This window comes from Trinickia symbiotica, from assembly GCF_002934455.1.
GTDB lineage: Bacteria > Pseudomonadota > Gammaproteobacteria > Burkholderiales > Burkholderiaceae > Trinickia > Trinickia symbiotica.
This window is the reverse complement of sequence record NZ_PTIR01000011.1, coordinates 138,293-153,066: the sequence shown is the minus strand read 5'-3', so window position 1 is coordinate 153,066 and position 14,774 is coordinate 138,293. Positions and strand designations below refer to the sequence as shown.

11 protein-coding genes and 1 pseudogene are annotated in these 14,774 nt (G+C 61.3%); 10 read left to right on the top strand and 2 right to left on the bottom strand.

Annotation, left to right across the window (positions count from 1 at the left end; all coding sequences use genetic code 11):
• Nucleotides 1–9: 9 nt before the first annotated feature.
• Nucleotides 10–804 carry a substrate-binding domain-containing protein gene (locus B0G57_RS17175; RefSeq protein ID WP_018444118.1) on the top strand — a complete coding sequence of 265 codons (795 nt, stop codon included), beginning with the start codon at nucleotides 10–12 and terminating at the stop codon, nucleotides 802–804.
• Between the two features lie 116 nt (nucleotides 805–920).
• Here B0G57_RS17175 and B0G57_RS17170 read toward each other — a convergent pair whose 3' ends face one another.
• Complete coding sequence (locus tag B0G57_RS17170) at nucleotides 921–1,862, bottom strand: LysR family transcriptional regulator (RefSeq protein WP_020566587.1); 942 nt, start codon at nucleotides 1,860–1,862, stop codon at nucleotides 921–923.
• A 209-nt stretch (nucleotides 1,863–2,071) separates the two neighbouring features.
• Between B0G57_RS17170 and B0G57_RS32270 the strand changes: the two are divergent.
• Nucleotides 2,072–2,341, top strand: a pseudogene (locus B0G57_RS32270) (aspartate/glutamate racemase family protein); the annotation flags it as partial.
• Here the strand turns inward: B0G57_RS32270 and B0G57_RS17160 are convergent.
• Nucleotides 2,333–2,995, bottom strand: a complete 663-nt coding sequence (locus B0G57_RS17160) for a DUF3313 domain-containing protein (RefSeq protein ID WP_018444121.1) — start codon at nucleotides 2,993–2,995, stop codon at nucleotides 2,333–2,335. The pseudogene B0G57_RS32270 and the gene B0G57_RS17160 overlap by 9 nt on opposite strands.
• A gap of 206 nt (nucleotides 2,996–3,201) precedes the next feature.
• On the opposite strand from B0G57_RS17160, the gene B0G57_RS17155 reads away from it, so the two are divergent.
• From B0G57_RS17155 to capA, 8 genes are all read left to right on the top strand, one after another.
• A complete protein-coding gene (locus B0G57_RS17155) occupies nucleotides 3,202–3,801 on the top strand; it encodes a TetR/AcrR family transcriptional regulator (RefSeq protein ID WP_018444122.1) in 600 nt (199 codons plus the stop codon).
• A 217-nt stretch (nucleotides 3,802–4,018) separates the two neighbouring features.
• Nucleotides 4,019–5,287, top strand: coding sequence for a paraquat-inducible protein A (locus tag B0G57_RS17150; RefSeq protein ID WP_018444123.1), 1,269 nt, complete (start codon nucleotides 4,019–4,021; stop codon nucleotides 5,285–5,287).
• Nucleotides 5,262–6,908, top strand: a complete 1,647-nt coding sequence (locus B0G57_RS17145; RefSeq protein ID WP_083925841.1) for a PqiB family protein — start codon at nucleotides 5,262–5,264, stop codon at nucleotides 6,906–6,908. Before B0G57_RS17150 ends, B0G57_RS17145 begins: the two co-directional genes overlap by 26 nt.
• A 20-nt stretch (nucleotides 6,909–6,928) precedes the next feature.
• Nucleotides 6,929–7,540, top strand: coding sequence for a PqiC family protein (locus tag B0G57_RS17140; protein WP_018444125.1), 612 nt, complete (start codon nucleotides 6,929–6,931; stop codon nucleotides 7,538–7,540).
• A gap of 184 nt (nucleotides 7,541–7,724) precedes the next feature.
• A complete protein-coding gene (gabT, locus tag B0G57_RS17135; protein ID WP_018444126.1) occupies nucleotides 7,725–9,002 on the top strand; it encodes a 4-aminobutyrate--2-oxoglutarate transaminase in 1,278 nt (425 codons plus the stop codon).
• Nucleotides 8,999–10,432 (top strand): aldehyde dehydrogenase family protein, encoded by a 1,434-nt coding sequence (locus B0G57_RS17130; protein WP_018444127.1) that lies wholly within the window; start codon nucleotides 8,999–9,001, stop codon nucleotides 10,430–10,432. Before gabT ends, B0G57_RS17130 begins: the two co-directional genes overlap by 4 nt.
• Nucleotides 10,433–10,792: 360 nt before the next feature.
• Nucleotides 10,793–12,559: a caprolactamase subunit beta gene (gene capB / locus B0G57_RS17125; RefSeq protein WP_026230310.1), complete on the top strand. Its 1,767-nt coding sequence runs from the start codon at nucleotides 10,793–10,795 to the stop codon at nucleotides 12,557–12,559.
• Between the two features lie 10 nt (nucleotides 12,560–12,569).
• Nucleotides 12,570–14,660: a caprolactamase subunit alpha gene (capA, locus tag B0G57_RS17120; protein WP_018444129.1), complete on the top strand. Its 2,091-nt coding sequence runs from the start codon at nucleotides 12,570–12,572 to the stop codon at nucleotides 14,658–14,660.
• Nucleotides 14,661–14,774 lie beyond the last annotated feature (114 nt).

Here is a 14,774-nt window from a genome sequence, read left to right as displayed (position 1 = left end):
AGACGTTTGATGATGCGCATTTTTCGAGCCGTTTTGCTGAAGTGCCTTGCCGTCGCGTTTATTGGCAGCACGGTTGCCGCGACGAACGTGCAAAGCGCGGAGCTGCACGTGATGACCTCTGGCGGCTTCACGGCGGCGTATCAGTTGCTCGGTCCGCGCTTCGCCGCGGCAACAGGAAACACGCTGAATACGATCCAAGGGCCGTCAATGGGCAAGTCCGCCGCCGCCATACCGAACCGGCTTGCGCGCGGCGAGCCCGCCGATGTCGTGATCATGGTCGGCTATGCACTCGACGATCTGATCAAGCAAGGCAAAGTCATCCCTGGCTCCCGTGTCGAGCTCGCCGATTCACGCATCGGCATGGTTGTTCGCGAAGGCGCGCCGAAACCGGATATCAGTTCGCTCGATGCATTGCGGCAGACGCTGTTGCACGCGAAGTCTATCGCCTATTCCGACAGCGCAAGCGGCGTATATATCGAGCGCGAGCTTTTCAAGAAGCTCGGTATCGAAGACGACGTCAAGCAAAAGGCGAAGATGATTCCACGGATTCCTGTTGCATCGGTGGTTGCGACGGGTGACTATGAGGTCGGCTTTCAACAGGTCAGCGAGTTGCTGCCCGTCAAGGGCGTAACGTTCGTCGGCACGATTCCTGAATCCGTGCAGTCCGTCACGCGGTACGCCGCGGGTATTCCGACCGGTACGTCGCATCCTCGGGAAGCCAAGGCGCTGCTCGATTATCTCTCGTCGCCCGAGGCCCGGCCTGTGGTCGAATCGACAGGTCTCCAACCGGTCAGTCAGCATTGAGCTGATCCGCGCGCGGGCAGGGGGCAGGGCTGCGGCAACGGTCCATGTCCAATAATGTTCGATGGCGCTGCCGAACCTGACCGAGAAACACTTTTGAGCGCACCTGCCCGAGCGGCTCACGATTCCCTTCGCATTGTTTTTTTCGCGGCGCCGCGGGGGCCCCGTGCGCCTTGTAAGTCGACGACCATGCGGTAGAACTCTTGCGCCGCGGGTGTCAGCTGGCGACCGCGGCGGCTCACGAGACCGACGCGTCGCGTCACTACCGGGTCGACGAGCGGTACGCTCGTCAGTAACGGATGCTCGGACTGAGGCATCGCCATGGACGGCACGGCGGCAATTCCGAGCCCGGCTTCGACGAGCCCGAGCGTGGTAGTCACATGGCGCGTTTCACAGACGCTCGGTGCGCGCGGTGCGATGGCCCCGAGCGCCTGGTCGAGCAGCAGGCGGTTTCCAGACGTCTTGTCGACCGACACGTAGTCGTGTTCATAGAACTCGCTCCACGAAACGCGCTTCTTACTCGCCAGCGGATGGTTGCGTCGGCATGCCACGACAAATCGATCTTGCATAAGCAGCTTGAATTCGACGTCAGCGTCTTGACTACCGACGAAGCCAACGCCGAAGTCGGCTTCACCGTTCTTGACCGCGTTCAATACTTCGGTCGCGCTCGCGTCGAAGAGCTTGACGCGGATACGCGGATAGCGAAGACGATACTGCGCGATGACGGTTGGCAGAAAATAGTGCGCAGCCGACGGCACGCATGCAATCGTCACGTGCCCCAGGTGGCTCGACGATACCTCGCGGATGCTGAGCAGCGCGGCGTCCAGATCATCCAGCAACTGCTCGGCGCTCGGCGCGAAGGCCTGGCCGACCGTCGTCAGGTACACACGGCGCGTGGTGCGCTCGAACAGGCGCACGCCAAGTGCCTCTTCAAGCTTATCGATTCGTCGGCTCAGTGCCGGCTGCGAGATGTTGATCGATTCGGCGGCCTTGCGGAAGTTACCGAGCTTGACCAGCGCTGTGAATGCCTGCAGATCGCCAAGATCCAAGTGGATGGCCACCGTAAGTGCTCACTGATTTGAAGATGCCATATTGTGCATGAAGTGAGCTGGTGTGCGATCGCGGCGGCAGATTGTTAACAATTTCATGCGGCCGTCACGCGTCGATCGTGCACAAGACTCGGGCAGATGCACTGTACTGGCGAGCGTGAAGCGTGGCAATTTCTGGGGGCTGCCGGTCAACTTCCTCGCGTTCTCGCTCGTCACGGTTGACGCTTTCCCGTACGACAGGAATGGCTTGGCATCTGGCCGAGCGCTATGGGATGAAGCGGTTCTACCGCAACGTGCGGGCAATCGATGTCGCCGTGCTCGATCTCGATCAGCCGGGCAGCGGGGCGCGGCGGCTGATCACTGACGAGTGCCGCCGCGCGCTCGAGGAAGATGCCGCCGACGCGATCGTGCTGGGCTGCGCCGGCATGGCCGACCTCGGTCGCGCGATCGAAGATGCGATTGGTGCGGATTCGGTAGTCGTGTCAGTGAAGCTCGGCGACCAACGCGTCGGCCCCCTTGTCAATGCCGGTCTTTGCGGCGCCCAATGAGCCGAAGGCTGCCACAAGGTTCATCGCGTTGGGATATTGCTTCGACACATAGGCCTTCAGCAGCTGGCCGTTGCTGCTGTCATAGATTTCCACGGCGTAGGAAACCGAACCGCTGAACGCCCCCTGTCCGCCGCGGACCGACTGCACGCCGTTATAGAGATTGCCTGCCAGGTCGAAGTGCATGAACTGCCCAACCAGCGGTTTTGTTTTTTCCGCGCCGGTCAAGGTCAGCTTGATGCGCAGTGTGTTGGGGCCCGACTGTTGCGCGATTTGGAAGCGAGTGCCCAGCTTTTCCGCGAACGTCTTTCCCATGTAATCGGCAAGCTCGGTCCGGTCCTCCGCCTTCATGTCACCGAACTGGTTGTCACTGCCCTGATAGACGACGACCGGGTCCACGAGCACCCGCGTGTATCGCGACCAGGCCGCGAGGGCACTGTATTTGTACGGCACCTTGCCGGCGTCGTCGTCGCGGTTTTGCTGCATGTGTGACGACGAGGAAATACCCGTGTAGGGAACCGGCTGCACACCGGCGCATGCCGACAGCGCCAACACGGTGGCCGCAGTGAGAAGAAGCGGGACGACGTTTTTCTTGAGCATTTTGCCTTCCTTGAAAGGGCAGTTCGAGCCTAGGAAACCCTCTGTTCCGGGCGGATTCGACGAGACCGGACAGTAGCATTGCCGTGCTGCTTTGTAAACCGTCTAGACGGATTGTTTTTATGCAAAGGCGACGGTATAATTTCCTCGTCGGCTTAGCGAGCCCCCAACGCCCCGCCGCAATCGTCGCAACGCCACCGATATCGACAATGGACAATCAGACTCGCTCGGAGATCTCCCGCAGAAAAGCAATTGAAGCCGCGCTTACCATCCTGACGCGGGATGGTGTCGGTGGACTGACGTTCGATTCGCTGTCGCGCGAAAGCGGCATCAGCAAGGGCGGGCTCCTGCATCAGTTCGGTACGCGGCACGGCGTGCTCTGCGCGCTGCTCGATTATCAGCGGCAGCAGTTCGAGCAGATCGCTCGCGACTATCTGCAGAAGGAAGGCTCGACCAAGGCCGAACCGATCCTCGCGGCCCAGATCGCGATTTTCCAAGAAGCCATCAAGCAGCCGTATTCCGTGGCGCGGGCCAGTCTCGCCGCGCTGATCGAGAGTCCGGCCTTGGTCGAAGATATGAAGACGTCTGACGAAGCAGTCATGCAGGCCGTGAAAGATGGCGCGGCCGACCCGGACTTGTCGCTGCTGCGATACTTCGCGGCCAGCGGTATCGCGTTTCACGCTTTGCTGGGTATGTCGACGTTGAGCGAATCGGCTCGCAAGCGTCTGTTCGACAGGCTCCTCGACGAAAAGAGCTGGGAGGTGCGAACGTTACCCAGGAAACGTCGTTCCGCGCGGTCCGCGGGCTGACATCGCGCTGTGAACTCATCGGCTGGCTAGCGTTGGTGTTGGCCTGAGGACACCAGGCCGACAACGTTCGGCCGAGTTGCCGGTGCCGAACTCGATCCGACGTTTGTCCAATTAACAAACCGTCTGTCCGGTTTTACACGTTTCTCTAGCAGAGTGAATCTGCTGCCTCTCATGAGCTGCCCGTTGTGCGCCGCGTCCGAAACCGGAATGTCCAAAAATGAATGAAGCCAAGCTTGTCGCATGTCACGAATGCGATCTTCTCCAGTGGACGGCGCAGCTACCGGAACACGGTACTGCCCGCTGCCGACGCTGCGATGCGGTTCTCTATCGCAGCCTGCCGGCGACGCACGATCGCGCGCTGGCGCTGACCCTGCCAGCCGCCGTTTTGTTTGCGGTCGCGAACTGCTTTTCGATCGTCGAGCTGTGGGCCAAGGGCGCATTCGTGGAAACGACATTGTTAGGGACGATCGCGTCGTTGTGGGGCGACGGAATGTGGCCTTTGGCCGCTCTCGTCTTTGTGACGACGATCCTGATGCCTTCGTTGAACATCGGGGCAGTCATCTATCTGCTTTTGCCGTTGCGCATGGGGCGTTCGCCTTACCGTCCTGCGCTCGCTCTTCGCGTGCTCAAGCATGTTGCGCCCTGGGCAATGATCGAAGTACTCATGCTCGCTATGCTGGTCGCGCTCGTCAAGCTCGAGCACTTCGCGACCGTCATTCCCGGTTTCGGGATGTGGGCCTTCGGTTCGGTGATGGTGCTGCTCGCAGCCGCTGGGGTCTCGTTCAATCCGGCCGATAGTTGCGCATGCATCAACAGCTTCACGGATAGCAATGCCGCGTCGCTCGTATCGAGGAAGACCGCGACGGCGCTAACCGCGGCTCGCACGGGGCTATTCATATGTCACGACTGCAGCCTGGTATCGAAACCTTTCGCTGACTTCCAGGGCGGGATATGTCCACGCTGTGGCGCGGTGTTGCACCTTCGCAAGCCTCACAGTCTCGCCCGCACCTGGGCATTTCTATCGGCCGCGATGGTCCTCTACATCCCAGCTGTACTCCTGCCGGTCATGGTTACTAGTACGGTGTTTGGTGCCAAATCCGACACGATTCTGAGCGGCGTCGCGTTTCTCTGGACCTCCGGGTCATCGGTGCTTGCCATCGTCGTGTTCATCGCTAGCGTTGTCGTGCCGATGGTCAAAATCCTGTTGCTCACCTATCTCGCCTGGAGCACTCAGTTGCGCTCTTCCGTCGTCCCGCGAATGCGAGCCCGCATCTACCGGGCGGTGGAACTAGTCGGCCGATGGTCGATGCTCGATATCTACGTCATCACGATCCTGGTTGCGCTCGTGCAGTTCGGCTCGCTGGCCACGATCGATGCCGGTCCTGGTGCGATTGCATTTGGAGCGGTCGTCGTGCTGACCATGCTTGCCGCCTTGTCGTTCGATCCCCGGCTTATCTGGGATGCAGTGGAGTGGGAAAGTGAATAAGTTGTCGGGACGGAAAGAGAACGAAGACGCGGTCGATTTTCCGACAGCAGTCGCTGCGAAGCGGTCGAGACGCCGTATACAGATTGTGTGGATCGTACCGCTCGTGGCCATTTTGATTGCCGGCGGCCTGCTCGTGCAGTCGATCATGCAAAGGGGGCCGACCATCACCATCCGCTTCGCGACAGCCGACGGCATCGAGGCCGGCAAGACGAAGATCAAGTTCAAGAACGTCGACATCGGCGTGATCAAAGGTCTTGCGCTTTCGGACGATCACAAGACTGTGGTTGCCAGTGCCGAAATGACTCGCAGCGCGGCCAGCATGCTCGTCGACGATACCCGCTTCTGGGTCGTCCGACCGCGTATTGCCGGCGGCACGGTATCGGGCATCAGCACCTTGCTATCCGGTTCCCATATCGGCATGGACATCGGCAGATCGGAAAAGGCTCGACGCGATTTCGTCGGTCTCGAGTCACCGCCAGTCCTCGCCACGGGCACGCCCGGGCGAGCGTTCATGCTTAAGAGCAAAAATATCGGCTCGCTCGATATTGGTTCCCCCATCTTTTTCCGGCGGCTCCAGGTGGGTCAGATAGTCTCGTATGCACTTGACCCGGACGGCGCCGGAATGACGATACAGGTATTCATCAACGCGCCTTACGACAAATACGTAACGGACGACACACGCTTCTGGCATGCGAGCGGTGTCGACGTCAAGTTGGACACGACCGGCGTGACGATCGACACGGAGTCCATGGTGTCGATCCTCATCGGCGGCCTTGCCTTCGAGAACCTGCCTGAATCGACCAAGGGCGCGGAGGCCGAGGCGCTGCGCGAGTATGAGCTTTTCGCCACGCGCGCCGAGGCGATGAAGCCGCATGACACGATCGTGGACAAGTATGTATTGAACTTCAAGGAGTCGGTGCGCGGGCTGACGGTTGGCGCTCCGGTCGACTTCCGCGGGATCGTCATTGGCGAGGTCACCGCGATCCGTGCGCACTTCGATCCGGCCACCAGGGAGTTCAGCGTTCCGGTCGACGTGAACATTTATCCCGAGCGTCTGATTTCGCGCGATAACTGGGACGGTAGCGCCGGGAGCACATCGGCGGAGGGGAAGCAGTTCGCAAACTACCTGATATCGAAAGGGCTGCGGGCACAGTTGAGGACAGGGAGCCTGCTTACCGGACAACTGTATGTGGCGTTCGACTTCTTTCCAGCGGCCCCCAAGACGGCAGTGGATTGGAGCAATAAGCCGCCGCAATTGCCGACGGTGCCGGGTAACCTGCAGGGCTTGCAGGACTCCATCACGAGTCTCGTCACCAAGCTCAATGCGATTCCGTTCGAGGGACTCAGCACCGACCTGCGCAAAACGCTCGGCGATGCAGACGTGCTGTTGAAAACGATCAATACCGATATCGCGCCCGACGCCAAGGCGACGCTCGCCGCGGCTCGAGAGGCGCTGTCGTCTGCGAATCGCACGTTGCAAAGCGACTCCCCGTTGCAGCAGAGCACTGCCGAGACGATGCATGAACTGTCGCGGGCGGCGGTGTCGATTCGCTCGCTGGCGGAATACCTCGAACGCCACCCCGAAGCGCTGATCCGAGGCAAGACCGACGAGAAACCATGAGCCGATACCGAGCAGTCGCTTTGGCGTTGACGACCGTGTCGATCATTATCGCCGCGGGATGTGCGACGTCGCCCGCTTCACGGTTTTATACGTTGAGTGCGGTTCGAGTTGCCGAGTCGAGACCGGCTATCAAGCCGATGACGGTCGCGATCGGTCCGATTACGATTCCGGATTTGGTCGATCGACCGCAAATCGTCTCAACCATCGACGCGAACCGGGTATCCATCGACGAGTTCGCTCGCTGGGCCGATCCGCTGAAGAGTCAAATTGGCCGCGCGCTGGCTGACGATCTCATGGAGCTTGTCCCCGGTTTGGTCGTGTCAGTCTATCCGCAGCGTGCGAATGGCAGCGCCTATGCGGTGTCCGTTGACGTCCAGACCTTTGATTCGCCGATAAATGGGGGAGCGGTGACGCTGGCGGTGATCTGGTCGGTACGGCAGTCCAAGGGCAATGCCATTGATGGACGCAGTGTGGTGCGCGAGCCCGTTAGCGGCGTTGGCTACGACGCGCTCGTCAACGCACATAGTCGAGCGCTTGCATCCGTGGCGAAAGATATTGCCGTGGCGACGCAGCGGCAAAGCGCCGGCTGTGAGATGTGTATTGCCTCGCCAAACCATACAGTGCCCAAATAGCGCTGTCCCAATGTGTCTGGCATCCACATCGGCCCACGGCATATTCTGACCGGACAGTCCGGCAATCGAAGCAAGACACACACCTGCCAAAGTCGCAGAGCCCAGACGCATTCCGACGATTGCCCTGTACCTCAACAACCAGGAGTCGAACGTGTCGCACACCGAGCAAACGAACCGGGCTTTGATGGCCCGCCGTCAAAAGGCCATTCCACAGGGTATCGGCAACGCGCATCCCCTGTTCGCTGCGCGTGCGGAAAACGGAGAGATCTGGGACGTGGAAGGCAAGCGCTACATCGATTTCTGCGCCGGCATCGCCGTGCTCAATACCGGGCATCGCCATCCGAAGATCACGAGCGCCGTTGCGCGACAGGCCGAAAAGTTCACGCACACCTGTTTCCAGGTCGTGGCCTACGAATCATACGTGGAGTTGGCGGAGCGGATCTCGTCGCTGGCCCCCGGCGACTTCGAAAAGAAGGCGTTCTTCATGACGACGGGAGCCGAGGCCGTCGAGAATGCCATCAAGGTGGCACGCCACTATACGAAGCGCACCGCCGTCATTTCGTTCGACGGGGCCTTCCATGGTCGGACTTTCATGGCGATGGCGCTCACCGGAAAAGTCGCGCCCTATAAGGCAGGCTTCGGCCCGACTTCGGCGGATGTCTATCAAGCCCCCTATCCGTCGGCGCTGCACGGCATCTCTATCCAGGACTCGATCGCGGGCATCAAGCGGTTGTTCAAGTATACAGTCGACCCGGATCGTGTCGCGGCCATCATCGTCGAACCTGTTCTTGGGGAAGGGGGCTACATTCCGGCGCCCGCGGAATTCCTGAGACAGCTTCGGGCGCTTTGCGACGAGCACGGGATACTGCTCGTGGCCGACGAGATCCAGACGGGCATTGGACGCACCGGGCGCATGTTCGCGATGGAACATTCGGGCGTGGTGCCGGATCTGACGACGCTCGCGAAGGGACTCGGGGGCGGCATGACGATTTCGGCGGTCGTCGGCCGCGCCGACGTGCTCGACTCCATCCCGGCCGGCGGACTCGGGAGCACCTACGCAGGTCATCCGATGGCATGCGTTGCAGCGCTCGCCGTCCTCGACGCAATGGAAGAGGAGCAACTGTGCGCGCGCAGCGAAGCGCTCGGCAAGCGCCTGCGTGATCGCATGAATGCGTTGCGGCAACGCGTTCCGGAAATCGCCGATGTTCGCGGTCTCGGCGCGATGACAGGCGTGGAGTTCTGCAAGGAGGGGCAACCCGCTCCCGAGATTGCGAACGCAGTCAAGGCCGAGGCGTTCGAGCGTGGTTTGCTGCTTCTCACGAGCGGGACGCACGGCAACGTGCTGCGAATCATGCTGCCGCTCACGGTCTCCGACGAATTGGTCGATGAAGGCCTCGACATCATCGAGCAGATCTTGCTCGCCCACACATCGGCGCAAAGTGTCGGTGGGGTGTTCGCATGAAGCACAGCTACATCGGCGCGAAGTGGGTGCCGGGCAGCGATGTTTACCGCGACGTCAATCCGTCCGATACCTCCGATGTCGTAGACGAGTTCTCACTCGGCGACGAAGCGCTCGCGGACCATGCCATCGACGCGGCGTTCGATGCATTCAAGGGCGGGCGCATGCTCGGGATCCAGGCGCGAGCCGATGCGCTCGACAAGGTGGGAAGCGAACTCCTCGCGAGAGCCGAGGAGCTGGGTGAACTGCTTTCGCGCGAAGAGGGCAAGACGCGCCCGGAAGGTATCGCGGAGGTCAGGAGAGCGGGCCAGATCTTCAAGTTTTATTCGGGGGAAGTGCTGCGCCAGCGCGGCGAGCGCCTCGATTCCGTGCGACCGGGCATGACGATCGATGTGGTCAGAGAACCTGTCGGCGTCGTGGGCATCATCACGCCGTGGAATTTCCCGATCGCCATCCCGGCATGGAAGGTCGCCCCGGCATTGGCGTACGGAAACTGTGTCGTGCTGAAGCCCGCGGAGCTCGTTCCGGCCTCGGCGTGGGCGCTGGCCGATGTGATCGGCCGCGCTGGATTCGGCGACGGTGTGTTCAATCTCGTACTGGGACGCGGAAGTGGTGCGGGGCAGGCGATATTGTCGAACCCGAAAGTCGGAGCCATCAGCTTTACGGGTTCGACAGGCGTCGGCGCTCGAGTGATGGCCGCGGCCGGTCCGCGGTTCGCGAAGATGCAGCTCGAAATGGGCGGCAAGAACCCGTTGGTCGTCGCAGACGATGCCGATATGGCAGTCGCGCTCGACTGCGCAATCCAAGGCGCCTTCTATTCGACAGGGCAGCGATGCACCGCGACGAGCCGCATCATTGTCACGTCCGGAATCTACGCGGAGTTTCGCGACGCGCTAGTCGAGCGCGTCTCGCGATTGCGCGTGGGGCACGCGCTGTCGCCGTACACGGATATCGGCCCGGTCGTGAGCGAGCAACAATTGAGGTCCAATCTGGAGTATGTCAAGCTCGGTTCCGACGAGGGGGCAACGCTCGTCTATGGCGGCACGCTCAAGGATTGCGAAACCAAGGGCTTCTATATGGAACCCACGCTCTTCGCCGACGTCGATGCACGCATGCGTATCGCGCGGGAAGAAATATTCGGGCCGGTCGCCTGTCTCATTCATGCAAAGGACTTCGATGACGCGCTAGAGATAGCAAATGACACGGAGTTTGGCCTCTCGGCCGGCATTTGCACCACGTCACTCAAGCTCGCGAATCGGTTCAAGCGGGAAGCCCAAGTGGGCATGGTCATGGTGAACGCACCTACGGCGGGTGTCGACTACCATGTGCCGTTCGGCGGCCGGAAAGCGTCGAGTTACGGCTCCCGGGAGCAGGGAAGCTACGCAGCCGAATTCTTCACCACAGTAAAGACTTCATACACCCATCACGGGTAACGAAGGCATCGCACCGCCTCGCTACCCGCCGCCCGCCGGCTGCCGCGAGAAGCCGGCTCCGGCTTTCGTTCTCGAGTCGCAACGAGTGACTCGATGCATTCCTCTTTCCAGCGGTTTCTCCGCGAATTCCCGTCTTGAGGCAGTGGGCGGCGCTTGCGCCGCACCGTAGGGCGTTCTTCGTCGAACGCCGTCGAACGTCGGCTTCCCACGTGTATGGCTCGCGCGAGCAGCACAGCATCCGCGACGGGTTGTGCGGCTGTGCATTGCCCCGGGATTTTGACGTTTATAACCTGCTTGACATCGAACTGGGCTACGCAAACGCGCGGCCCGACGAACGAAGACGATCAACCGGAGAACGTGATGTCACGAGATGTCGATCCGATTACGCTGGCCGTCGTGCGAGGGGTGCTGGAGACCACTCAGCGCGAAATGACCATGACGCTCGAGAAGACTGCTCGGTCGAGTGTGTTCAATGTCGCACACGATTACAGCAACGCCATTTTCAACCATCGCCCCGAGATGATCCTGCAGGGGCAAGACATTCCGATCCACCTCGGCGGCCTTATCCCCGCGATGAAAGAGGTCGCCCGCTTCTTTGGAAAGGACATCCACGACGGCGATATCGTCTACCACAACGACCCCGTTTACAAAGGCAGTCACATCGTCGACTGTTGCATGTACAAGCCGGTGTTCTACCACGGGGAACTCCTCTTCTGGACCGTCTGCAAGGGGCACGTCACCGACATCGGCGGCCCGGTCCCGGCGGGATACAACCCCGACGCGCGCGAGATCTATGCCGAAGGCCTGCGCATTCCTCCCGTCAAGCTATGGGAGAAGGGCGTCGAGCGATACGACGTCGTCAACTTCATGCTAAGCAACATGCGCTCGCGCCGCGACCAGGAGGGCGACCTCAAGGCGCAGCTCGGCGCTGTCAACGTCGGTGCTCGTAACCTGATCGCGCTGCTCGACAAATACGGTGTGGAGACGGTCCGTGCGTGCGTGGACGAACTCATGGAGATGGCGGACCGCCATATGCGCCAGATCATCCACGCGGTACCCGACGGCGTCTACGAAGCGAGCGCGAGGCTCGAGGATTCCGGGCATGGCTACGGTGAGATCGAAATCAAGGCAACAGTCGAGATCAAGGCCGATACGTGTCACATCAAGATCGAGAGCCCGCCGCAAATTCCCTATTTCATCAATTCCTATGAAGGCAATTCGATGTCGGGCGTCTACCTCGGTCTCATGATGTTCGCCCAGCTCGATCCGCCGTACAACGAAGGCCTCTATCGATGCGTCAGCGTGGATCTCGGCCCGAAGGGTACGCTCTGCAACGCCGAGGAGCCCGCGCCGCACGTCAACTGCACGACGACACCGATGGAAACGCTCGCCGACGCCGTGCGTCTCGCGCTCGAAAAAGCACAAGGCGAGCGCGCCGTCGGCTCCTGGGGCCATTCGAGCGGCGTCAACATCGCGGGCCACGATCAGCGCACGGGCGACGAGTACGTCACGATGGTCCTCGCTTCGCTGATCTCGGGCGCAGGCGCGACGGGTTATATGGACGGCTGGCACGCGTGCGGGCCGCAATGCTGCTTCGGCGCGCTCTATTCGGGCGACATCGAAACGCTCGAATATTCCTATCCGATCGTCATTCATCGTTTCGGGCTCGTCACCGACAGCGCGGGGGCCGGCGAATATCGCGGCGGCAGCGGCACGGTCTGGGAGGTCGAGCCGATTGGACACGAGATGACGGTCGTCAGCTTCGGCGAAGGCCGCAAGCTGCCCGCGATAGGCGCGAACGAAGCCACGAGCGCGATGCCGGAGCGCAAGCTCGGGCGCGTCGAGCTCAAGCGTCACGGCAAGGTTATCGAGACCTACAAGCAAAACGCCGTGATGACGGTGCGCGACGGTTATTCGCTCGCCACCTTCAATCCGGGCGGAGGCGGCTGGGGTTCGCCGCTGCGTCGCCAGCCGCAAAGCGTGGCGGGCGACGTGCGCAACGGGATCGTATCGATCGAAGCCGCTCGTGCCGAATACGGCGTCGTCATCGATGCGGAAAGCCTCGAGATCGACTTCGCGGCAACCGAGGCATTGCGCGCCGAGCGCCAAACATCCCAACATCAATGAGGCCAACCAAATGACGAGCACACGATACCGCCTTGGTGTGGATGCGGGCGGCACCTTCACCGATTTTGTCCTCGCCGATGGAGCGGGCCAGATGCGCCTCTTCAAGGCGACGTCGACGCCGGAGGATGGTACGCGCGCGATCGCCGACGGCCTCGCACAAATCTCGGAAGCGCTCGACAAGCCGGTCAGCGAGATATTGTCGAACCTCGATTTATGCGTGAACGGCACCACCGTGGCATTGAACGCACTCATTCAGCTAAAGGGCGTCAAAACCGGTCTGATCTGCACCTCGGGTCACGAGGATTCGCTCGAAATCCGTCTCGGGCACAAGGAGGAGGGGCATCGCTATGACGCCAAGTATCCGCCGGCGGCGATGCTTGTCGAGCGCTACTTGCGCCGGCCGATTCGCGAGCGGGTACTTGCCGATGGCACCATTCATACCCCGATGAACGAGGACGACGTTCGGGAGGCCTGCGAGTTCTTCAGAGCACAAGGCGTGCAGGCCGTGGCGGTCTCGTTCGTTTGGTCGGTCTCGAACGGCGTGCATGAGAGACGGGCGGCCGAAATCGTTCGCGAGCTGCTTCCCGACGTCTACGTGTCCGTGGGTCTCGAAGTGTTTCCGCAGATGCGCGAGTACACGCGAACGTCGACGGCGGTCGTCAATGCGTATCTGGGGCCGGTGCTCGGCCGATATGTCAGCCGGATCGAGAACTTCTACCTGGACAACGGCCTGAAGGCGCCGGTGCGGTTCTATCAATCCAATGGGGGAATGGCTTCGCCGAAGGTGATGAGCGCGCGCGCCGTCAACGCCATCAACTCGGGCCCGGCATCGGCGCCGCAAGCTGCCTTGTTCGTTGCGAAGCCGTTCGGCTACCGCAACCTCATCACGGTCGATATGGGCGGCACGTCGTTCGACATCACGCTGACGAAGGAGGGCGTGACGAACGTTAACAAGGACATCGATTTCCTGCGCTACCGGATCGGCACGCCGATGATTCAGGTCGAGACGCTCGGCGCGGGGGGCGGTTCGATCGCGTGGATCGACCCGATGGGGCTCCTCAAAGTGGGCCCGCAGAGCGCGGGTGCCGTGCCGGGGCCGGCCTGCTACATGCGCGGAGGGCAAGAGCCCACCGTGACGGATGCGAACGTGGCGCTGGGCTACCTCAACCCGGTCTCGCTGCTCGGCGGACGCGTCAAGATCGACGGTCAGGCCTCGCGGACGGCGATCAAAACGAAGATTGCAAAGCCTCTTGGCCTTTCCGTCGGCAAGGCGGCATACGGCATCTATAACATCGTCAACGTCAACATGATCAACGGCATTCGCCGTGTGTCGATCGAGCGTGGATATGACCCGCGCGACTTCGTGCTGATCGCGGCGGGCGGTGCCACTTCTTTGCACATTGCCGCGCTGGCGCGCGAGATCGGCGTGAAGACCGTCCTTGTGCCGAAGCTGGCCTCGGGCCTATGCGCATTCGGGCAGTTGCTGTCCGACGTGAAATACAACTATATGGCGGCTTGCCCGATGCGCGTCGACAAGCATGCCAATCTGGGCCGCGTTCAACAGCAGTTCGAGCGGCTCGAAGCCGATGCCGTGGCCGCCCTCGCAAAGGAGGGCTTTGCGCGCGATCGAATCCGCATCGAGCGCCAGCTCGATATGCGTTACACGGGCCAAGTCCACGAATGCTCGGTGACCATCGGCTCCATGAACGTGGGCGCCGATACCATCGACGGGATTCGCGAGATGTTCGACGCGCGTCACAAGGCGCTTTATACGTACGCCGAGCCCGACAGCCAGGTAGAGATCGTCAATATCGAGAGCACGGTCTACGGCGTGCTCGATCAGCCGCCCGCTCAGGCGATCCCCCCCGGCGTTGGCGATCCTGAGGTCGTGGTCAAGGCACGCCGCGATATGGTCTTCGCCAACGGCCATGATATCGAAACGCTGTCGTCGCCTGTCTATGACGGAACGCGCCTCGGCGCGGGCGATCTGATCGTCGGTCCCGCCGTCATCGAGGAAATCACGACGTCCATCGTGCTGCCGCCCGGCTGGCGTGCACGGCTGGACCAGACAGGCGCTTACGTCCTGACCGACGAAAGCTGATTCCGGACAACAAAGGAGACCACGCCGACGCAAATCGGCCGATGCGTCGGCGACTGAAGTTTATTGCTTAGGAGTCCTCATTGGCTGGCCATCGAGGTTGCATCGATGTGAGCC

Coding starts and splice junctions, on each gene's coding strand:
- B0G57_RS17175 (WP_018444118.1), top strand. CDS start 10: ATGATGCGCATTTTTCGAGCCGTTTTGCTGAAGTGCCTTGCCGTCGCG.
- B0G57_RS17160 (WP_018444121.1), bottom strand. CDS start 2,995: ATGCTCAAGAAAAACGTCGTCCCGCTTCTTCTCACTGCGGCCACCGTG.
- B0G57_RS17155 (WP_018444122.1), top strand. CDS start 3,202: ATGGACAATCAGACTCGCTCGGAGATCTCCCGCAGAAAAGCAATTGAA.
- B0G57_RS17150 (WP_018444123.1), top strand. CDS start 4,019: ATGAATGAAGCCAAGCTTGTCGCATGTCACGAATGCGATCTTCTCCAG.
- B0G57_RS17145 (WP_083925841.1), top strand. CDS start 5,262: ATGCAGTGGAGTGGGAAAGTGAATAAGTTGTCGGGACGGAAAGAGAAC.
- gabT (WP_018444126.1), top strand. CDS start 7,725: ATGGCCCGCCGTCAAAAGGCCATTCCACAGGGTATCGGCAACGCGCAT.
- B0G57_RS17130 (WP_018444127.1), top strand. CDS start 8,999: ATGAAGCACAGCTACATCGGCGCGAAGTGGGTGCCGGGCAGCGATGTT.
- capB (WP_026230310.1), top strand. CDS start 10,793: ATGTCACGAGATGTCGATCCGATTACGCTGGCCGTCGTGCGAGGGGTG.
- capA (WP_018444129.1), top strand. CDS start 12,570: ATGACGAGCACACGATACCGCCTTGGTGTGGATGCGGGCGGCACCTTC.